Source organism: Ruegeria sp. AG6 (genome assembly GCF_056541565.1).
Map to the genome: position 1 here is coordinate 102,176 of NZ_JBQFYQ010000009.1, position 19,539 is coordinate 121,714.

The window sequence follows — 19,539 nt, forward strand, 5'->3', positions numbered from 1 at the left end:
TCAACCTTTCCTCACCGAACCCCACGGACCAACCCGGGCAATTATGTCATCGCTGACCCGATCGTCGCCGCTCATATCCGGCTCATGTCCGAACAGGGCGGCGCGGGCGCCTTGCTTGTCCACCTGATATTCGCGCGCAAGGAAGTCGGCCACATAGGCCTTCTTGCTCTCGGGCCAGCCCGAATATGTTCGGTAGAACAATTCTTTGTGGCAGATGAACATCTGGCGCGGGTCCAGCGGGGCCAATTCGGACAACAGCATGTTCACCAGATCACGGTTCGGTGTATCGGTCGCCCGCAAGGTGTAGAAGTAGGCCGGGTGATCCGAGGTGATGCGCGGCCAAGGTCCGCCATCCTTTGCCCAGCGCAGCAATTGCGCAAGGCCGTGATAGGCTTCGGGCAGGCGGTCGGCATGGTTGCGCGCCAACCGGCGCATATCGCTGCGATCCAGACCCGCCATATCCACGCCCGCATCCGCAGCAGCAGAAACCGTCAGAAAATCCATCTTCTGTTGCAGGATCGCGCTCGAGTTCACGCCCCGCGCTTCGATGATCGTTTCGACAAGGTTGTTCAGCCCAAGGAATTTGGCGATCTGATTACGTTGCGCCTTTTGAAAGACGTGTTTCAGCGGAAGATCGTCTGGTACGTCTTCCATACAAATTGCGGCCGGGTGATCCAGATCCGGGAACAGATAAAGCCCACCGAAATGCGCTGTCCAGAAGTTGCGCTGCTCGAACGCGGTATGGCGCAAGCGGACGGGGTTTCGGGTCACGTCACCGGTTTCCCTGGCCGTTTCGATCATCTTGGCGATCAGCACATCGTCGAACCAGGCGTCCTCTTCGGTTTTGAACCGCTCGACCATGCCCGCCAGTTGTTCGGCCTTGCGCAGGGTGCCGCCTGCGGTGTCAGCCTCAATCTCAATCTTGCGCAGGTTCAGAAGATCGCGCGGCGTGCTGAGTTTGATGACCGAGTTCACCAATTCTCCGGCCACCGCATCGGTGGCGGTCAGGGCAAACAACTGCGCTTCGTTCATCTCGATGAATTCCCGCAGGATATCGCGCGAGGTCGAGAATTTGACGTCCAGCAGCGGCGCGCGTTTCTGCTCGGTCGTCAGCAGGATGAACTGCCGGTTGACCCCGTTGGGATTGAGGTAGAGCTCATCCTCCAGCTCAATCCCCACCTCTGGCGAATAGCCCGAGATATCGACATGGAAATCCGTCAGCTCGGTGGTCTTGCCCGCCAGATGCTGCAGCGCGCGGTTATACCGCTCGACTAAGGCCGGGCTGGAGATGTGGACGAGGTTGCCGAACATCAGGCCTTTTTTGATGAGGCGGATCATTGGCCTCCTTTCTGTTGAGCGCTCTTTTCCTCAACGTTCCACAAAAATTCTTCCTGCTGAGCCAACTGGGATGATTGTCGTTCTGAGCATATTTCGCCATTGCCAGAATTACGGCTGCTGATTGACACTGCTGCTAGGCAAAACAGGATACCCAACACCAATATTGCCCAAAGGATAGCCGATCCGACAATGATGCCGCCAACCACTATGAACATTGCCGCGGTCCACATGTCCAAAAAGTGGCTCAAGCTTTCCGCGCCACCTGCCAAAATAGTTGAGACCACGACAGGTGCGAGTGGAACTACTGTGAAAAACAACGCCATAGTCATCATCAACGCACGAAACCTAATGAAGCCAGCTCTGTTCGAAGCTGTCTTTCCTGCACGCCAGCCGACAAGACCGGAAGTCACCATACTGAAAACAAAAAAGACAACGATTACGAAGTTACTGCTCACACCTTCCCCTCCAGATACCGCCGCTTGGCCTCGCTGACTACAATCAGGATCAAGACAACCGAAGATAGGCAAAAACTAAGAAGAAACGAAGCCCAACCCGTTGCTGCGTAAGTTGTTCGATCATTGCTGAGAAGCCGATGGCCAAGGCCAAGATCGAACAACATTCCGATCAGAGAAAGACACAGGATCGAAACTGCCAGCGCCGTAATCCATGCTACAATCGAACGCGGGATGAATGGCAGGCGGACAATTTTTTGAGCAATCAAAAAGCACGCAGACAAACTCAGACTGGCTGGAAGTGCGAAGATCACAAAGTTAGCAATCAAGACCCCTTCCCCTCCAGATACCGCCGCTTGGCCTCTTCCATCCGGCCCATCTCACGCACCGCGTTTTCGATGGCGACCTCGTCGCTCTTGTCGGCATAGCGGAACTCGCTGTCGGCGTAGCGGTTGATCTCTTGGATCACCATCTCGACCGTGATCGGTTGGCGCAGGTCCTCGATCATCGCTTTCTTGGTGTCGTAGTCGCGGAACAGGAACAGGTCGGGGTTTTCCATCCATTCGTCAGGCAGTTCGAAATCCATCGCGCGGACCTTGACCGCGTCGGTGATGTTCTTGATCGCGCGGCCCGTAAAGCGCTCATCCGCCTGCTGGATCGCCTTGAGGTAAGTGCCCAGCTTGGCGATCGTATCCATCTGGCCGATCTCACCCGAGACCCGGTCATAGACCTGCAACAGAGCGTCCTCATGTGGGCGGGAATGGCTTTCGAAACTGGCGGCGACGGCCTTCTTGATTTCCTGCGCGGCGTAAGCTTCGTGTTCGCCCAGCGGGATGTCGTGGTTGCGGCCCATCAACAGGTGCAGGATGTCGATGTAATCCTCGCGCGTTTGCGGCCCGTCCACCAGGAACCGCGCGCCTGCGCGCTGGCGCAGGGCGTCGTCCACATTCTCAGGGTAGTTCGAGAACATGCCAAAGGTGCAGTTGCCACGCACGACTGTGTTGGCACCGGCAAAGCTCTCCATCAGCACGGCGGTGATTTCCAGCTGCCCGGCTGACGATTGCCGGTCGCCGCGTTTGCCTGCCAGCTGGTCGATATCGTCGATAGTGCCAAAGCCGATGACCGAGGGGTCGATGATCGTGTTGATAAAGGCCTTGGCGTTCTGACCGGATTTCCCCTGATAGCTGTCGATATTGTCGGTACTCAGGTTCTGATAGCGGAACGGATAGCCCGCGTTCTGGCAATAATCGTTGATCAGCCCGGCCATCATCTGGATCAGGGTGGTCTTGCCGGTACCCGGCTTGCCGTCGCCCATGAAGGTAAAGATGAACCCGCCCAGTTCCGCGAACGGGTTCAGGCGGCGGTCGAAATCATAGGCCATCACCATCTTGGCCAGCTTCATCGCCTGATACTTGGCGATATGGTTGCCCACCACCTCGTTCGGTTTCTTGAACGTCATGGTGAGCGTTGTGGATTTGGCTTTTGAGGCCGGCTCAAACCCCCGGATCGTCAGATCATCCGCCTCGATATGCCAGGCAGCATTATGGAACGGGGCCAGATGGCCTGCGGACCCTGCGCGCAGGGCGGACTTTTCCATCAGTTGTTCGGCATAAGCGCTGGTTGCCGCGATCAGATGGGCGTCGTCGGGGGCGTGTTTGGCCAGTACCTGATCCAGCTCCCACAGCGCGCCATGCAGGGCAAGCTGGCCATTGTCGGTCAGGACCTCTTCGATCTCACCGAGATCAACCCTGGTTTCGCCCAGATGCGAGGACAACAGATAGGCCAGCGCATTGCCGAACGTATGGAGCGTGATCAAAGCCTCGGCGGTCAGCAATTCCGAGAATTCAGTCTTGCGCGCGGCTGGCAAATCCCCGGCCAGATTGGCCCGTTTCAAGTCGCCTAGTGGCGTCTGGTTCGCGTAAGCCTCGGCCACAGCCAAAGCGATGGCTATCGCGCGGCGAATGGCTTGCTGTGTCGTAGCCTGAGGCGGAGACACCAGCGTATCCCCATCGTCCGACGCCTCGATCCGTTCAACCAGATGCACCCCATCCGCCCGCACCGTGCGCCGCGTGACCAGACCCGGTGTCGTGGATCGAAACCGTCGCCCCGTGGAAATCCCCGGAGACCGCTCAACCGCCACTTCAACCGGTTTCGCAATCCGCGGCGCATGTTCGAACCCGTTCAACAAGGCCGTCGCCGCAGGGTAATGCTTGCGAATATCGTCTTCCCGCAATTCCATCTGATCTGACGTTAAACTCATCTCAAAAACCGCTCTTGCTTCATCTTTTCAAAAATACTCTCCCCGGAGGCGAAACTAATATCGCAACACCTGCCCGGCCTTGCTGACGACGAATTTGCGCACATCGGCAAAGCCTGGCGGGTTGCGCTCGGCCAGCACCTGAAACGGCCGCTGTGGCAGGATGATCGACCGCTGGGTGCGCGAAGCCCCGGTTTCGGCCCCCTGCCCGCCGAACGGGTCCAGCGCAAAGACCTCGCGTTCGACGGTGGAAAACCAACCTGCGCGTTCTTCGATCACCTCTTCGCTTTCCAGCTCCTCAGTGGTCCAAGCCAGCGCCCAATCCTGACCTTCGGGCGCCTGTGCGTCCTCCAACACCTGCCGCAGGGGGCCGGATTGCTCGGTATAGGCCGAGGAATACATCGGACCCACATGGATGCGGCGCAGGTGTTTGGGATGCAGGTCGTCGAAATCCTGATCGAAGCCTTTGGCAATCGTCACCAGTTTCAACCCACCCAGCGCTTGCGCCATCAGATGCGCCTGAACCTCGGGCCAGCGGCGTTGGTCCTTGGGCAGGGCAGTTTTGCCGCTGTCCTCCAACTGCATCAGGTAAATGACCGGCAGGTTGATCTGGCTGTCATAGACCGCCCAATGGATCAGGAACTTGCGCCGCTCGCCCTCATTCCCGATCCAGTGACATTCGGGATCGTTGCGGGCCCAGAACAGCTGACCTTTCAGCAATTCCTCGTAATAGAGCCTTTGGGACAGCGCGAATTGCAGCTTGGTGGGGATGTCCTGATCGCCAATGATGGTCCGCACCATGTCGGTTTTCAGGTCGTCTTCCGAGGGCATATTCGCCAGATGAACCTGCGCCTGCTGCGCGTCATTGGCCATGGTCAACAACTCGGCCGCCACCGGAAACCCGCTGTCGCGCTTGTCCATGGCGAGGCTGCCAAAGAACCGCCCCGTATCGCGCCCGACCAGCAGGTATTTCATGGACAGCGCGCGGAAGGTGTAGAGCAGCCCCGAAAGGTAGCGCGACACGATCCGCACCTCTTGCTTTGAGATCGCGCCTTCGGCCTCCATCGTTGCGGCCACGCGCAGAAGGTGGACGGTGATCACCTCGAATTTGCGGAAGTAACGGCGCGAGGCGAAGGTGTCGGTCAGGCCGACATGGTCTTGGGTGGGGTCAGTCATCCTTGATGGTTTCTTCAAAATTGTTTGAACTCAGCCTAGAAAACCAAAACCTAACTAAGCTGCCAAAGCAGAGCACAGCATAGAGCAGTATCCATTTCGACGCATCGTTTGGAGCTAACCAGACTATGAACGGAATGAGGCAGGCACCTAATGCTGATTGGTATGCCCACTCACCCAACGTTCTTGGACGCCCCACTAAATTGAACTCAGAGAGCTTCATCCCCCATACAAATTCTTATCATGCTTCTCGACAATCGACGCGAACCGGCGGGCAAAGCGTTCATCCGCCTTTGCCTTTTTCTCCAGCACGTCGCGGGCAAAGACCATGTGGTCCTCATGCGCCTCAAGCATGTCGGCCATTTTCTGATTGGTCGCGGTGCCGATGGCGGCCATGGCGGTTTGCGCCTCCTGATCCGTCTGCACGCCGATCTCGTTGATACGGTGGGCCACGTCCTGCTGTTGCGCGGTTTTCAGCGATTTGGTCAGCGCGTCATACAGCACCACGCGCTGTTGTGTGTCTGTTTGCAGCTTGTTGATCAGCACCATCTGCGTCGCCGCCTGATTTTGCAGTGAATCGACCCAGGTCTTGCCCTTTTCAATGTACCGCTCCAGCGTTTGTGATTTGGCCAGCTTGACCTGCTCTTCCTGAACCTTGGCGTTGTATTGCTTGTTCAGCTCAGCCAATTCAGTCTCTAACTGGGTCCGCGCGGCGGCGTCCTGTTCGACGCTGATCTTGTTTTCCAGCGTGATGATCGTCGGATCCATACCCTGAATTTCGGCGCGCAGCGCCTCGAGTTCCGCCACGGTCGCCTCGCGATCGTCCAGCGTGACGGTCAGGTTGTCCTCGACCTTGACGCGCTGTTCCTCCAGCACGGCCAACTGCCCTTGCAGCAGTTTGACGATCACGTCGGATTTGGCGATCAGGTCTTGCAACTTGTCGTCGATATTGGCGGTGCGCATCCGCTCCTGCCGCATCGACTCGGATTTACCTTTCGAGAAGATGCCGACAAACGACTCCCACCCGGTTTTCGAGCGCATCTCGTCAAAATCCTTGGAAAACGCGCTGGTGACGTCGTCCAGCCCCATGATCAGCTCGGCGATATTGGCATTCATCACCTCGGTATGGGCATGCACATCTTCGAGCGTGGCGTTTTCGATGTCGATATCGGCCTCGGCAGTGCCGATCTTGGCGCGGGCCGCTTCAATGCGCGAGGTCAGCCCTTCGATCTGAGACTGGCTTTCGCGCACTTTGGCTTGAGTCTCTTCTATCAACGCTTCGAATTGCTGGTTCGACATCGCTTCTATCCCTTTTTTCTTCTATTACCCAATAAGATAGGAAATGTTACACTGATTTACATCCCCTGGGTCTCAAAATTCACCCAGACTTTGGCAAACTCCTTGGCAAAAAGAAAGGCGAGACCGGACAATGAAACGCGCAGATTTCGGGTGACTCGATTAAATTAACTTGTTAAGTAATTTTTTGATCAAATCTGGATTGATTCCACATCCAGAGTGGCCATAGACAATTGAGACATCACCTGTTTGGGTGCGCACAACCCAATTCACGCCGGAGGCTTATCATGCTGGACGCAACGACCGATCTGAAGTCAATCCTGAAGAACCCCGAATTGCTTGTAACCAAAGCCTATATCGGCGGTCAGTGGGTGGACGGTGACAATGGCACGTTCAAAGTCACAAACCCCGCTCGGGGCGATGTGGTCGCCGAGGTAGCAGACGTCAGCCGCGCTCAGGTCGCCGGAGCAATCGCACAGGCCGAAGCCGCGCAGAAAGAATGGGCCAAGCTGACCGGCAAGGAACGTGCAGCCATCCTGCGGCGCTGGTTCGATCTGATGATGGAAAACGCCGAGGATCTGGGCAAGATCCTGACCGCTGAACAGGGCAAGCCCCTGGCAGAGGCCATCGGTGAAATCGGCTATGGCGCGTCTTTCATCGAGTTCTTCGGCGAAGAGGCCAAGCGTGTCTATGGCGAGACCATCCCCGGCCATCAGCGCGACAAGCGGATCATGGTGATGAAACAGCCGATCGGCGTTGCGGCCTCGATCACGCCCTGGAATTTCCCCAACGCGATGATCACCCGCAAGGCAGGCCCGGCTTTGGCCGCCGGCTGCGCCTTTGTGGCGCGTCCGGCCACTGAAACGCCCCTGTCGGCGCTGGTACTGGCGCTGCTGGCGGAACAGGCCGGCGTACCCGCGGGCGTGTTCAACGTGGTGCCCTCGTCACAGGCCAGTGAGATTGGCAAGGAGTTCTGCGAGAACCCCGGAGTGCGCAAGCTGACCTTTACCGGATCGACCGAAGTGGGCCGCATCCTGCTGCGCCAGGCGGCCGATCAGGTCATGAAATGTTCGATGGAGCTGGGTGGCAACGCGCCGTTCATCGTGTTCGACGACGCCGATCTGGATGCCGCAGTCGAAGGCGCGATGCTGTGCAAGTTCCGCAACAACGGCCAGACCTGCGTCTGTGCGAACCGTATCTATGTGCAGGCCGGTGTCTATGACGCGTTCGCGGCCAAACTGAAAGCGGCAGTGGAAGCGCTGAAAATCGGCGACGGTTTGACCGAAGGCACCACCACCGGCCCGCTGATCAATGCCGACGCGGTCGCCAAGGTCGAAGAACATATCAAGGACGTAACCGACAAGGGCGGCGCGGTCCTGACTGGCGGCCTGCCTCATGATCTGGGCGGCACGTTCTTCCAGCCAACCATCGTGACCGGCGTGACGCAGGACATGCTGGTGGCGCAGGACGAAACCTTTGGCCCGCTGGCCCCGCTGTTCAAATTCGAGGACGAAGACGACGTGATCGCCATGGCCAATGACACGATTTTTGGTCTGGCCTCGTATTTCTATGCCAAGGACCTGAGCCGCGTCTACAAGGTGGCCGAAGCGCTGGAATACGGTATCGTCGGCGTGAACACCGGCATCATCTCGACCGAGCTGGGCCCGTTCGGCGGCGTCAAGCAATCCGGTCTGGGCCGCGAAGGCAGCCATCACGGCATGGAAGACTATCTGGAAATGAAATACGTCTGCATGTCGGTCTGATCCAATACGGTCTCTGTCCCATTGCGGTGGGCAGAGACCCCGCGTCCGGAAACGCAATCGCGTCGTCTATTGACTGTTCATGGCGGCGGCCCAGTCGACGCTGACACGGCTATTCTGCGGATTTGTCGCGGATTTGTTCGATTGCACGGGTCGCGAACTTTCCCTGCAACGAACCGTCCACCATGGCTTCCAGCGCGGGCAATGCAGAGGACGCCGCGCCACCTATTTTCCCCAATGCAATAGCTGCCTCTTTGCGGACAAACACCGACGGGCTTTCAAGAAGCGCGATCAATTCCGGCACCGCTGGCTCTGCCTCGGGACCAAACAGGGCCAGCGATTGGGCTGCCGTCCTCTGATCTTTGGCATCCCCCCGTGACAGGTCCGCCCTCAGGCTTGCTATGGTTTTTTCCGGAGGCAACGCCGCCAGACGCAGCCCGTCGTTCAGCCGGGCGTTCAACTGCTGGTTCTCACCGACCCAGCGAATGATGAAAAAGTAATTCTGAACAGCGTCCTGTATGACACCGGCATGCTTGCCCTTTTGCCATCGGTCGATGATGGCCCTGCCCGCACGGCGATCTCCATTCAGGGCCAGAACCGAGGCTGCAAATGGCATCAGCTCGGTTGCCTGCGGATTTCTGTTCAACTCTTTCTCGATCACATCTGCCGCGCCCGTCAGGTCATTCAATGCGTAAAGAGCCGCCGCTTCAAACAGCGCGTAGTGGCTGGGATAATTGGGATCCAGCCGGGTCGCAGCCTGTACAAAGGCCAATCCTTCCTCGGGCTCACCGGCTGCAATCAGCGCCCATCCCATCGTCAGATGCGCCTCGGGGTCGCTGGGTTGCAGCGCGATGGCTTTCGCTGCTTCTCGTCTGGCTTCTTCCGTCCCCCGACCTACCCGTAGGTTACTGTCCCAATCCGGAAGGTTGAGACTGACAATAGCCCGGATAACGTGCACCAGGGCGGTATCCTGCTCCATCACATCCCGGTAATATCTGTAAAACAGGCCGATATGCATTTGCGCGCCTGACTCTGCAAACCCATTCCAATGATGAAAGATGTGCGGCCGCAAATGCGCCAGGGCAAGCGTCGCCCAGGCACGCCCATAATCCGGGTCCAGTTCCACGGCCTTTTCAAAATGGGGAATTGCCGCAAGGTTGTCCTGTTCGTTGAACTGCGAATACAACTCCCACCCGCGTTGGAAGGCTTCGCGTGCCGCAATGGTCTGGGTTTCCACGCTTTCGATGGCTTGCCGGCTTTGAGGGTCGAGCGGAAGATCCAGCTCCTGCGCAATTGCGAGAACAATGGTTTTCTGCACTTCAAAGACGTCATCAATCGCGCCATCAAACCTGTCCGCCCAGATCAATCGCCCGCTCAATGTGTCGGTCAGGCGAATGTTGATCCGGAAATCTTCATCCGCACGTCGCACGCTGCCGTCAACGACGTAGCGAACCCCAAGTTCTTCGGCGAAACGTGCGATATTTATGTTTCTGTCGCGGTATGCGAAGGATGAATTCCCGGCGATGACAAACAATCCGGATATTCGGGACAGGTCCGTGATCAAATCCTCAGAGATACCGTTGATCAGCATCTCCTTGGATGCGTCATCGGTGTAATTCGCAATCGGCAACACGGCGATGGAAGGCAGATCCGGTAAAGGGTAAACCATCTGCGCCTCTGAGGCGCGCAATTGGCCCGTCTTCCACGGTTTCGTCAGAAAAAGCCCAACAGCTGCCAACATCACCAGCAGAGCCGCCAGTGGCAGCCAGCGGGATGTCCTCTGCGTGCGGCTTTTTCGCGGGGAAGGCAAAATTTCCGCTTCTACGCGGAAGGCCTGAACCAGGTCTGCGATGTTCTTGACGTTCTGTGGCCCGATCGGGGCAAAACCATAGGGCACTTTGTTGCGCGCATAATCGACTATGGATTGTGAAACAATGATACCACCTGGATCTGCCAGTGCCTCAAGCCGCGCGGCAACGTTCACCCCGTCGCCAAGGATGTCATCCCCGTTCGAAACCACATCGCCGACATTCAGGCCAACCCGAAACGTGAAGACGCTATCTTGATCGGTGCCCGCGTTTCTCTTTGCAAGGTCGGCCTGAATTTCCACGGCAGCGTGAACCGCATCGACGGCGCTGCGAAATTCGATCACAAAGCTGTCTCCCGCAGTGTTCGCGATGCGCCCTGAATGCCGGGCGATCGCCGGCTCTATCACTTCGCTGCGGATCAGGCGAAGCCTTGCGATGGTACCTTCTTCGTCCAGACCAACCAATCTTGAGTAGCCGGCGATGTCGGCTGCCAGGATAGCTGCTAGTCGACGTTTTGGTCGGCTTTCCATAATACCGAAGACTATCAGGCGGATAATTTGCTGGGAACCAGTTTTCGCAAACGCCCAAAACACAACGCCCCGCATCTGGAGGAACACGGGGCGTGTGTTGCGGCAGTCCGGGAGGAGTGAACTGCCGCGGGATATTCAGAAGCCTCAGTTCACGGCTTTGGCGTCCATCACATCCTTCTCGATGGCTTTGGCCGAGGTGATCTCGATCCGGCGCGGTTTCAGGGCCTCTGGAACCTCGCGCTTCAGTTCGATGTTCAGCATACCGTTTTCGTGGCTAGCACCGGTGACGCGGACATGATCCGCCAAGGCAAACCGACGCTCGAACGCGCGGGTGGCGATGCCACGGTGCAGATAGGTGCGCTCTTTGTCTTCGGCGGCTTTTTTACCTGCCACGACAAGTGAATTCTCTTTCACTTCAACGGTCAGGTCGTTTTCCGAAAAACCGGCAACGGCCACCGAAATCCGGTAGGTGTCGACATCAGTTTTTTCGATGTTGTAGGGTGGATAGCTGGGCTGGGCCCCATCATTGGTCAGAACGCGATCCATCATGTCGGCAATCTGGTCAAAGCCAATGGTGGCGCGGTGCAGCGGTGCAAAATCAAACGTACGCATGTGTCATATCCTCATTCTTGAGCGATTTGCGATAAGCGCCCTCCGACTGGACGGGCGATTTCAGGTACCGGACCCCGTTGTGGCGGTCCGATACACATCACATGGGTAGCGATTTCGCCGAGTTCAACCCCCGCCAGAACTGATGAATTTCGCACCAGATCCTGACTTACCGGACCCGACCTGCAATCGGCGGATCGAAGCCTTGGGCTGAGGTGCATCGCGCCGCATGATAGCCTTGAGCTCGGCGACGATCCCGTCAAGCTCCATGCCAAACCCCACCTTTCTACGGCCGTTCGTGCCTACCGCCGATACCACGGACAGGATCTGCCAGCGCGCACCGTTTTTCGCCAGAATTGCAGACCCGGAAGACCCGAAAGTAATGTCGCAATCAAAGGTGATCAGACCCTGCCTGCGGTCGATGATACGGCACGACCGTTCTCGGGTGATCGCCTCGGACCGTCCCCGCCCATACGAGGCAATGCTGATCTCGTTGCCCGGAACATGGCCGCTGTGCAGCGCAAAAGGGTCGGCGACCGAATACGGAATAGGCTCATTCAGCCGCATCAGGGCCACGTCCAACTGGACGCCTTCGTGCGACAGCGGGTTCTGCGCCCCATAGCTGGGATGAAGGGCGATTTGCGTGACCTGACGTTCGGCCAAAGCGTTGCCATTGCTGAGGCCTGCACGAAACGTGATGTCTTCGGGCACATATGTCTTCCCGGTTCGACGATCCACCGCACAATGGGCTGCGGTCAGTACCATGTCCTGCGCGATCAACGTGCCGGTGCAATACGAGGCATCGCGGACATCCAGTCGACCGATAGCCTCCCAACCATAAAGGTCATCCCGGTCGGTCAGCTTGCGCTTGTTGGATTGCGCTTGCGGCGCTGTTGCCAAGACGCTCAGGCCCAATAACAAGCTCCAGAAGACTCTCATCATGGTCGAATGAACCTTGCGCCTATGTTCTTGTTCGTTCCCGATCCGGACGAGGAAAGCCCAAATCCCCGCCCTGCAGAAAGTTCGTCACGCAGCAATTGCAGCGAATGCTCAACCGCAGTTCCAATTGCAACACTCTGGCCGTCCATACTGGCCTTGGCCGCAACCACCGATACGATCTGAGGGCGCGCGCCCGAGAAAGAAAAAACGGGTGCCCCCGAAGACCCGAAATCGACATCGCAGGACATGACCATAACCCCGGCCTGCCGGTTCATGACCGAGCAGACCTGTTGCAGCGACGGAGCTTCTGACCGGTCATGCGCATAAGACACAACGCCCACTTCAGCGCCACGTTTGGGCTGATCGCCCGACTCAAATGGAATGACGGCGGTATTACGGATCGGCTGCCACAGCTCGATCAAAGCCACGTCCGCGCTTACCCGGTCGGCCGTAGAATCGACGCCATATTGGTAGTCCGGATGGATCACAGCCTGGCGCGCGGTCCGATAGGCCAACGCACGCCCCAAACGCCACCCAGCCAGAAACTCGATATCCGCAGGGTTGATCCGTTGTCCTGATCTTTTGTCGAACAGGCAATGCGCCGCTGTCAGTACAAGCGTCGGCGACACCAGCGTTCCGGTGCAAAACCCTGCGCCGGCGATATCCAACCGCCCGACAGCCATCCACTCGCGCCCGGAATCCGACGTATCCAGGCTTTCCAGCCTAGTGTCCTGCGCCGTGGCCGCCAATGGCAAGACACAGAGCACGATCGCCTTGATCCAGTTACGCACGCGGTTCTCCGAGACTCACTTTGAAGCTTTTGTCCTACGTGCCGCGTTGGGCGAAAATAGGGCGGTCATGCACCAAAGGTATTTCCCTGGAAAATGATGCGCGCTGGCATCAGCATGATTTACCGCAAGACGGGAACCGGATCCGCTGTTCTCTGCAAGGCCGGTGGCTTTGGCCCGCCCGTCGCCCAGTCCAGCAACTCTACCGTGTGAACGATCGGCAGTTGCGTACCAGAACCGATTTGCATCATGCACCCGATATTGCCGGCAGCAATGATATCGGGCTGTTTCGCCTCAAGTGTTCTGACTTTTCGCTGTTTCAACTGGCCTGATATTTCCGGCTGCATCAGGTTGTACGTTCCCGCGCTGCCGCAGCACAAATGACTGTCGGCGGGTTCGACAACCGTGAAACCCGCGTGTTTCAGCAAGTCTTTGGGATAGGATTTGATCTTCTGCCCATGCTGCAATGAACAGGCTGCATGATAGGCGACGGTCAGGTTTTTGTTTTCCCCCGCCGACAGGTCTAGCTGGATCAGAAGTTCACTGACATCCATGGCGATTGCAGACACACGCGCCGCATCTTCGGCAAGCGGGTCATTGCGAAACATATGCCCATAGTCTTTCACGGTTGTGCCACAGCCAGAGGTGTTGATGACGATGGCGTCCAACCCATCACCGTCCATTTCCCGTTTCCAGGCTCTGATATTGGCGCTTGCCGCCATATGACTGTCTTGCACTTTGCCCATATGATGGGTCAAAGCTCCGCAACACCCGGCACCGTCAGCGATCACGACCTCGCACCCCAACCGTGTCAGCAGGCGGATCGTGGCGTCATTGATATCGGTGTTCAGCGCCTTTTGTGCGCAGCCCGTCATCAGCGCCACCCGCATTTTTCGTTCACCGCCGGGCGCAAAACTCTGCGGATCATCGTTGCGGCTGACAGACGGGATATGCTTGGGCGCCATCTCCAACATCGCGCGCAGCCGGGCATCAGGCATCAGGAACCGGAAAGGACGGCCCAGCCTGGCCCCGATCAGGGCCCAACGGAACCGCATCGGATAAGGCAGGATCTGCGCCAAAACCCAGCGCAACACGCGATCCGTCAGCGGGCGCTTGTAGTTGGCCTCGATATATTCGCGCGCATGATCGACCAGATGCATATAATGCACACCTGACGGGCAGGTGGTCATGCAGGCCAGACAGGACAGGCAGCGGTCGATGTGCTTGACCGTCTTTTCGTCGGGCACGCGCTCGTTTTCCAGCATGTCCTTGATCAGGTAGATGCGCCCACGCGGACTGTCCAGCTCGTCTCCCAGCACCTGATATGTCGGGCACGTGGCCGTGCAAAATCCGCAATGGACGCAGTTTCGCAGAATCTCGTTCGAGCGCTGGATGGCCGGGTCTTGCAATTGCTCATCGGTGAATGTTGTCTGCATCGCCCTATCCCATCAGCCCCGGGTTGAACAAACCCCGAGGATCAAATTTCGCACGCAAGCCCTTTGTCAGTGCCGATATTGATGTGGGCTCCGGATGAAATCGCCCCAGTTTTCTGATCGTGTCGTGGTCAGATCGTACCAAAGTGGCATGACCTGAAAACGCGCCAAGCCGGGCACGCACATCCGTGCCAGCCGGGACCAGCAGCCAGACAAGACCGCCGCCGCAGTCAAACAGCGCTTGATCCGCTTCGGCGCGCGCCGAAATCTCTGCCGCGTCACCCGGTTTCACCGAAAGCCGCCAGACGTCCCCGTCCTTTCCCTGAAATGGGTGAACGTCGCGGATCCCGGTCCAAGGCGCTGCGGCGTCTCCCTCGTCTGTCACCTCACCAAAATCTGCCAGTAAGGCGGTCAAACGACCGATCCTGTACGTCACCGATTCTGCAAACCCCTCGACCCTAAGCAGGGCATTGCCACCCGCCGGGTCATAGGCGGCACCCGTCACTTCAAAAGGTGATTTCAACGCAGCGGAAAGAACTTCCACCGCTCTGCCGGCATCCCGAACGGCGACGGACAAAGTCGCCGCTTTTTCCGGCTTGGGCAGCACCTTCAACGACACTTCGGTCAGAATTCCCAGTGTTCCCCAAGACCCACCCATCAATTTAACGAGATCATAACCGGTGACGTTTTTCATAACTCGCCCACCGTTCTTGACCACCTGTCCGCGCCCGTCGACGAAACGCACACCTAGCAGGAAATCCCGGCAGGCACCGACCTGAATCCGCCGCGGGCCCGAGATATTGGCCGCGACGACACCGCCGATCGTTGGTTCACCTTGAGTTTCAAGCAAACTTCGGTGATCCATCGGCTCAAACGCCAGCTGCTGACCTTCCGCCTCCAGCACGGCCTGGATCTCTGCCAATGGTGTCCCGGCCTTGGCCACAAGAGTAAGTGCTCCGGGTTCGTAAAGCGAAATGCCACGCAGAGCCCCGGTTTCGATATTCGCTTCGGGGCCGGTGATCGCGCGCGTGCCGCCACCGATGATGCAAACAGGGTCTTTCAATCCGGCCACCATGTCGGCCAGTTCAGATTCTGATTCAGGTTTCATGGCAAAATCCGTTATTAGAGCCTGTTACTCGGCAGCAATCTGCGCGTGGCGACGGGTTTCCGAAACGTTCAGTGGAAACACCTTGGCAGGGTTCAGCAGCCATTTGGGGTCAAAAACGTCCTTGACCGCCATCTGCGCCTCAAGATCGGCAGGCGCATATTGATGCGACATGAGATCCCTCTTCTCGATACCCACGCCGTGCTCACCGGTCAGACAACCGCCTTCGTCCACGCATAATTTCAGAATTTCGGCCCCGAATGCCTCGCATTTTTCCAGATCACCCGGTTTGTTGGCATCGAAAAGGATCAGCGGATGCATGTTCCCATCCCCTGCGTGAAATACGTTGCCAACAGGCAGACCGAATTCTTCACTCAACTCGCCGATACGGCGCAGCACCGTCGGCAGGGCCGACACCGGGATCGTACCGTCAAGGCACATATAGTCGTTCAACTGCCCCATGGCGCCGAATGCGGATTTCCGACCAAGCCATATTTTTGCACTTTCTTCGGCTGACTGGCTTTCTCGCAGTTCGACCGGGTTGTGTCGTTTGGCGATCTCGGTGATTTTCGCCAATTGATGGTCAATTTCGGCTTCAGACCCTTCCACTTCGACAATCAACAGCGCATGGCAATCGGGGTATCCAGCGTGCGCAAAGTTTTCGCAGGCTTTTATGCACAGCGTGTCCATGAACTCGATCGCGACCGGCAGAATGCCCGATTTGATAATGTCAGAAACACACTGACCCGCGACTTCGTTGTCGTCGAACCCCATCAGAACCGGCCGCGCGCCTTCGGGTTTGCGCAGAATGCGCAGTGTTGCTTCGGTCACCACGCCCAGCTGACCTTCCGAGCCGCAAATGACGCCCAACAGGTCCAGACCGGGTGCATCCAGATGCGCGCCGCCGATCTCGACGACACTGCCATCCATCATCACCATGGTCACGCCCAGAAGGTTGTTCGTTGTCACGCCATATTTCAGGCAATGGGCGCCACCTGAATTCATCGCGATATTGCCGGCAATGGCACAGGCCAGTTGCGAGGAAGGATCAGGCGCATAAAAGAAGTCTTCTTCCTCGACCGCGCCGGTCACGCTCAGATTGGTGCGGCCCGTCTGCACCCTGATGAAACGGTTGTCATAGTCCGTTTCCAGCACCTCATTCATCCGCGCAACGCCCAGAATGACGCAATCAGCCGTTGGCAATGCCCCGCCGGCCAGCGACGTACCCGCACCGCGCGGCACGACCGGCGCGCCTTCTTCATGGCAAATGCGCAAAACATCCGAGACTTCCTGCGTGCTCGACGGCAGCACGGCCAGCATCGGCGGGCATTTGTAAGCCGTCAGGGCATCGCACTCATAGGCTCGGGTTTCAGCCGGATCATGGATAATTGCCGTATCTGGCAGAACGCGCGACAGCCGCGAAACGATCGTGCTTTTCCGGTTCAGTACGTCCGGGCTTGGCTTTGGCATTTCCATGGCATCCCTCCCCTTCCTCTCTTTGGTAAAATAATATTACCAATTTACCACTCTGGCAAGTTGCGATGTCCGGTCTTACTGTCGCGCCATGACCTGGATCGAACGTGCCGCCCTGTTTTCCCTTCTGGATTATGCTGCCATGGCGATATTGCTGGGTGCGTGGCTATGGATCGGATGGAAGATCGAACACCCGTCACCACAGAAGCCGTCCGTCGCCCTTGTGATGGATGGCTACCGCCGCGACTGGATGCACGAGATGGTGACGCGCCAGCCACGGATGTTCGATGCGCAGGTCGTGGCTGCCATGCGGCAAGGCAGCACCTTTTTCGCCTCAACCACGATGATTGCCATCGGGGGCGGTCTGGCCCTGTTGGGCAATACCGAGCGATTGGCCGGGGTGGCGACGGATCTTGCCATCGGCAGCGCACCGGCGATGGTCTGGGAAATCAAGATACTTGTGGTTGTCCTGCTGCTGGCCAATGCCTTTCTGAAATACGTCTGGGCACATCGCCTTTTTGGGTATTGCGCCGTTTTGATGGCCTCGGTTCCAAACGATCCTGAAGACCCAAACGCCTATCCTCGGGCCGGTCAGGCGGCCGAGATCTGCGTGACCGCTGCCCGAAGCTTCAACCGCGGTCTCCGCGCCACATATTTCGCCCTTGCTTCGCTGGCGTGGTTTCTCGGGCCGATGGCATTGGTGTTGGGCACAATGATCACATTCGGTGTCCTGTATCGCCGCGAATTTGCATCGCATTCCCGCGCGATCCTCATTGCCCAAACGTCGAACACAGAGACGTGATCCCCAAGCGCGACATTAAACCCTAGGTTCGAACCATGCGATATGTGATTCTCAGCGCCCTTCTGGCTGCACCTGCCCTCGCCGACCCGCCGACAATCGAACAGGTCCGCGCCAGTGCCACCGGTGACACATGGCGGTTCGATGTGACGATCCGGCATCCCGATACAGGCTGGGATCATTACGCCGACGGCTGGCGCGTTCTGGACATGGACGGGAATGAACTGGGAATGCGGGTGCTGCACCACCCGCACGAGACAGAACAACCCTTTACCCGCTCACTTGGTGGCGTGGTGATTCCGGAAAACGTGTCACAGGTGCAGATTCAGGCCCGGTGCAATGTGGATGGCTGGAACGAAGACACGACATTGGTCGAACTGAACTGACCTTCAGAAAATCCCCATGGCCAGGCCCGCACCCAGCGCGGCGCCGATCTCGCGACACCGATCCAGCTGATCTTCAGGAATGGTTTTCCGGGCCAGAATGGCCTCGGGCGTTTGCGCATGCGTGCAGACAATCAGCGGCGACTGGACCTTTTTCAACCGCCAGCCAGTGGCGATCCGTGCGATCTGGCGGGCTGCATTCTCTCCGTCTGATCCGGCGCAAATCATCTGCGCATATGGACGACCTTCGATCTGTCCCAGAACCGGATAATAGCAGCGATCGAAGAACTCCTTCATCAAGCCCGAGATCGCCGCCAGATTCTCTGGCGCGCAGAAAATGTAGCCGTCGGCGGCCAGCACATCCTCCGGCCCCGCTTGATCCGCAGGCACAAGTTCAACCTCGGTCTCAGCCCGCGCCGATTCAGCCGCCGCTTCGGCCATCTGCCGGGCACCACCTGTGCGCGAATGGTAAACGATCAGAAGCTGCGCCATGTCAGACCCGGTGATAGGGGCCACCAGACAGAATGGTCGCGGCCCGATACAGTTGCTCGGCCAGCATCACACGGACCAGCATATGAGGCCAGACCATCGACCCGAACGAGAGGGAAAAGTCGGCTTCCGCCCGCAAAGCAGGGTCTATTCCGTCCGCTCCGCCGATGATCAGCGCCAGATCCTGCCGCCCGGCATCGCGCCAACTACCCAGTTTCTTGGCAAAATCGGGCGAGGACATCACGCGCCCACGTTCGTCCAGCGTACAGATCACCGCGCCCTTGGGCAGCGCCTTGCGCAGCAACGCGGCTTCGGCCCCCATGCCTGCGTTTTTCTTGTCCTCGACCTCGATCACCCGCGCGGGACCAAGGCCCAGCGCACGTCCGGTCCGGTCAAAGCGGGTCAGGTAATCATCAAGCAGGGACTTCTCCGGTCCGGCGCGCAATCGCCCGACCGCAACTATGCTGATACGCATATCTCTCTCGCCTCCGGCCCTTTAATACGGGCCGGGATGGCGCCTCAGTTCGCCGAGGCGCTGCCGCCCTGAGGCAGCCACATCTTTTCCAGCTGGTAGAATTCGCGCACTTCGGGGCGGAAGATATGGACGATCACGTCGCCCGTATCGATCAGCACCCAATCGCCGGCATCCTTGCCTTCGACCTTCGAGGAGAAACCGAATTCCTGCTTGATGCGATCCGTCAGCTTTTCCGCCATGGCCGAGACCTGACGGGTCGACCGACCCGAAGCAATGACCATGTGATCCGCGACAGACGACTTGCCTTGCAGGTTGATCTGCACGACGTCTTCGGCCTTGTCATCGGAAAGTGAGGAAAGGATACGCTCAAGCAGCTTGTCGCTGATTGACTGAGAGTGGGCCATTACACGGGACCCGTCTTCGGCGGGCAAA

At 58.1% G+C, this 19,539-nt stretch carries 19 protein-coding genes; 3 read left to right on the forward strand and 16 right to left on the reverse strand.

Annotated elements, in window-relative coordinates:
• From ACR0I0_RS16675 to ACR0I0_RS16700, 6 genes are all read right to left on the reverse strand, one after another.
• A complete protein-coding gene (locus ACR0I0_RS16675) occupies nt 1-1,338 on the reverse strand; it encodes a DUF6638 family protein (RefSeq protein ID WP_480492285.1) in 1,338 nt (445 codons plus the stop codon).
• Complete coding sequence (locus ACR0I0_RS16680) at nt 1,335-1,793, reverse strand: hypothetical protein (RefSeq protein WP_171724106.1); 459 nt, start codon at nt 1,791-1,793, stop codon at nt 1,335-1,337. Before ACR0I0_RS16680 ends, ACR0I0_RS16675 begins: the two co-directional genes overlap by 4 nt.
• On the reverse strand, nt 1,790-2,119 hold the full coding sequence (locus ACR0I0_RS16685) for a hypothetical protein (RefSeq protein WP_171724105.1): 330 nt from the start codon (nt 2,117-2,119) through the stop codon (nt 1,790-1,792). The genes ACR0I0_RS16680 and ACR0I0_RS16685 overlap by 4 nt, the downstream gene beginning before the upstream one ends.
• Nucleotides 2,116-4,050 (reverse strand): AAA family ATPase, encoded by a 1,935-nt coding sequence (locus tag ACR0I0_RS16690; protein WP_480492288.1) that lies wholly within the window; start codon nt 4,048-4,050, stop codon nt 2,116-2,118. The genes ACR0I0_RS16685 and ACR0I0_RS16690 overlap by 4 nt, the downstream gene beginning before the upstream one ends.
• A 54-nt stretch (nt 4,051-4,104) precedes the next feature.
• The gene (locus ACR0I0_RS16695) at nt 4,105-5,223 is read right to left on the reverse strand and encodes a hypothetical protein (protein ID WP_480492290.1); all 1,119 of its coding nucleotides are present in this window, start codon (nt 5,221-5,223) and stop codon (nt 4,105-4,107) included.
• 216 nt (nt 5,224-5,439) lie between these two features.
• Entirely contained in the window at nt 5,440-6,519 is a 1,080-nt protein-coding gene (locus tag ACR0I0_RS16700) for a coiled-coil domain-containing protein (protein WP_171230262.1), read from the reverse strand.
• Between the two features lie 284 nt (nt 6,520-6,803).
• Here ACR0I0_RS16700 and ACR0I0_RS16705 point away from each other — a divergent pair, with 284 nt between their 5' ends.
• Complete coding sequence (locus ACR0I0_RS16705; protein ID WP_171635609.1) at nt 6,804-8,279, forward strand: NAD-dependent succinate-semialdehyde dehydrogenase; 1,476 nt, start codon at nt 6,804-6,806, stop codon at nt 8,277-8,279.
• 109 nt (nt 8,280-8,388) lie between these two features.
• Here ACR0I0_RS16705 and ACR0I0_RS16710 read toward each other — a convergent pair whose 3' ends face one another.
• The 7 genes from ACR0I0_RS16710 to ACR0I0_RS16740 form a co-directional block, all read right to left on the reverse strand.
• The gene (locus tag ACR0I0_RS16710; RefSeq protein ID WP_480492293.1) at nt 8,389-10,614 is read right to left on the reverse strand and encodes a tetratricopeptide repeat protein; all 2,226 of its coding nucleotides are present in this window, start codon (nt 10,612-10,614) and stop codon (nt 8,389-8,391) included.
• Nucleotides 10,615-10,758: 144 nt separating this feature from the next.
• Nucleotides 10,759-11,226: an Hsp20 family protein gene (locus tag ACR0I0_RS16715; protein WP_171635607.1), complete on the reverse strand. Its 468-nt coding sequence runs from the start codon at nt 11,224-11,226 to the stop codon at nt 10,759-10,761.
• A 123-nt stretch (nt 11,227-11,349) separates the two neighbouring features.
• On the reverse strand, nt 11,350-12,165 hold the full coding sequence (locus ACR0I0_RS16720) for a trypsin-like serine peptidase (protein ID WP_209834223.1): 816 nt from the start codon (nt 12,163-12,165) through the stop codon (nt 11,350-11,352).
• Entirely contained in the window at nt 12,162-12,953 is a 792-nt protein-coding gene (locus tag ACR0I0_RS16725; protein WP_171635605.1) for a trypsin-like serine peptidase, read from the reverse strand. Before ACR0I0_RS16725 ends, ACR0I0_RS16720 begins: the two co-directional genes overlap by 4 nt.
• A 119-nt stretch (nt 12,954-13,072) precedes the next feature.
• Entirely contained in the window at nt 13,073-14,386 is a 1,314-nt protein-coding gene (gene glcF / locus ACR0I0_RS16730) for a glycolate oxidase subunit GlcF (protein WP_480492295.1), read from the reverse strand.
• Between the two features lie 4 nt (nt 14,387-14,390).
• Nucleotides 14,391-15,491, reverse strand: coding sequence for an FAD-binding protein (locus ACR0I0_RS16735; RefSeq protein ID WP_480492296.1), 1,101 nt, complete (start codon nt 15,489-15,491; stop codon nt 14,391-14,393).
• Nucleotides 15,492-15,515: 24 nt separating this feature from the next.
• Nucleotides 15,516-16,964 (reverse strand): FAD-linked oxidase C-terminal domain-containing protein, encoded by a 1,449-nt coding sequence (locus tag ACR0I0_RS16740; RefSeq protein ID WP_480492298.1) that lies wholly within the window; start codon nt 16,962-16,964, stop codon nt 15,516-15,518.
• A gap of 88 nt (nt 16,965-17,052) precedes the next feature.
• Between ACR0I0_RS16740 and ACR0I0_RS16745 the strand changes: the two genes are divergently transcribed.
• Nucleotides 17,053-17,763, forward strand: a complete 711-nt coding sequence (locus ACR0I0_RS16745; protein WP_480492300.1) for a DUF599 domain-containing protein — start codon at nt 17,053-17,055, stop codon at nt 17,761-17,763.
• A gap of 35 nt (nt 17,764-17,798) precedes the next feature.
• Nucleotides 17,799-18,146 (forward strand): hypothetical protein, encoded by a 348-nt coding sequence (locus ACR0I0_RS16750; protein WP_171230254.1) that lies wholly within the window; start codon nt 17,799-17,801, stop codon nt 18,144-18,146.
• 3 nt (nt 18,147-18,149) lie between these two features.
• Here ACR0I0_RS16750 and ACR0I0_RS16755 read toward each other — a convergent pair whose 3' ends face one another.
• From ACR0I0_RS16755 to rsfS, 3 genes are read right to left on the reverse strand one after another with little or no spacing between them, the layout of a single operon-like run.
• Nucleotides 18,150-18,635, reverse strand: coding sequence for a flavodoxin family protein (locus ACR0I0_RS16755; protein ID WP_171724095.1), 486 nt, complete (start codon nt 18,633-18,635; stop codon nt 18,150-18,152).
• A 1-nt stretch (nt 18,636) separates the two neighbouring features.
• Nucleotides 18,637-19,107, reverse strand: a complete 471-nt coding sequence (rlmH, locus tag ACR0I0_RS16760) for a 23S rRNA (pseudouridine(1915)-N(3))-methyltransferase RlmH (protein ID WP_480486069.1) — start codon at nt 19,105-19,107, stop codon at nt 18,637-18,639.
• Nucleotides 19,108-19,151: 44 nt separating this feature from the next.
• The gene (gene rsfS / locus ACR0I0_RS16765) at nt 19,152-19,511 is read right to left on the reverse strand and encodes a ribosome silencing factor (protein ID WP_171635591.1); all 360 of its coding nucleotides are present in this window, start codon (nt 19,509-19,511) and stop codon (nt 19,152-19,154) included.
• Nucleotides 19,512-19,539: the final 28 nt, after the last annotated feature.

Coding starts and splice junctions, on each gene's coding strand:
- ACR0I0_RS16720 (WP_209834223.1), bottom strand. CDS start 12,165: ATGATGAGAGTCTTCTGGAGCTTGTTATTGGGCCTGAGCGTCTTGGCA.
- ACR0I0_RS16700 (WP_171230262.1), bottom strand. CDS start 6,519: ATGTCGAACCAGCAATTCGAAGCGTTGATAGAAGAGACTCAAGCCAAA.
- ACR0I0_RS16695 (WP_480492290.1), bottom strand. CDS start 5,223: ATGACTGACCCCACCCAAGACCATGTCGGCCTGACCGACACCTTCGCC.
- ACR0I0_RS16755 (WP_171724095.1), bottom strand. CDS start 18,635: ATGGCGCAGCTTCTGATCGTTTACCATTCGCGCACAGGTGGTGCCCGG.
- rsfS (WP_171635591.1), bottom strand. CDS start 19,511: ATGGCCCACTCTCAGTCAATCAGCGACAAGCTGCTTGAGCGTATCCTT.
- ACR0I0_RS16745 (WP_480492300.1), top strand. CDS start 17,053: ATGACCTGGATCGAACGTGCCGCCCTGTTTTCCCTTCTGGATTATGCT.
- ACR0I0_RS16750 (WP_171230254.1), top strand. CDS start 17,799: ATGCGATATGTGATTCTCAGCGCCCTTCTGGCTGCACCTGCCCTCGCC.
- ACR0I0_RS16715 (WP_171635607.1), bottom strand. CDS start 11,226: ATGCGTACGTTTGATTTTGCACCGCTGCACCGCGCCACCATTGGCTTT.
- glcF (WP_480492295.1), bottom strand. CDS start 14,386: ATGCAGACAACATTCACCGATGAGCAATTGCAAGACCCGGCCATCCAG.
- ACR0I0_RS16690 (WP_480492288.1), bottom strand. CDS start 4,050: ATGAGTTTAACGTCAGATCAGATGGAATTGCGGGAAGACGATATTCGC.
- ACR0I0_RS16705 (WP_171635609.1), top strand. CDS start 6,804: ATGCTGGACGCAACGACCGATCTGAAGTCAATCCTGAAGAACCCCGAA.
- rlmH (WP_480486069.1), bottom strand. CDS start 19,107: ATGCGTATCAGCATAGTTGCGGTCGGGCGATTGCGCGCCGGACCGGAG.
- ACR0I0_RS16735 (WP_480492296.1), bottom strand. CDS start 15,491: ATGAAACCTGAATCAGAATCTGAACTGGCCGACATGGTGGCCGGATTG.
- ACR0I0_RS16675 (WP_480492285.1), bottom strand. CDS start 1,338: ATGATCCGCCTCATCAAAAAAGGCCTGATGTTCGGCAACCTCGTCCAC.
- ACR0I0_RS16710 (WP_480492293.1), bottom strand. CDS start 10,614: ATGGAAAGCCGACCAAAACGTCGACTAGCAGCTATCCTGGCAGCCGAC.
- ACR0I0_RS16740 (WP_480492298.1), bottom strand. CDS start 16,964: ATGGAAATGCCAAAGCCAAGCCCGGACGTACTGAACCGGAAAAGCACG.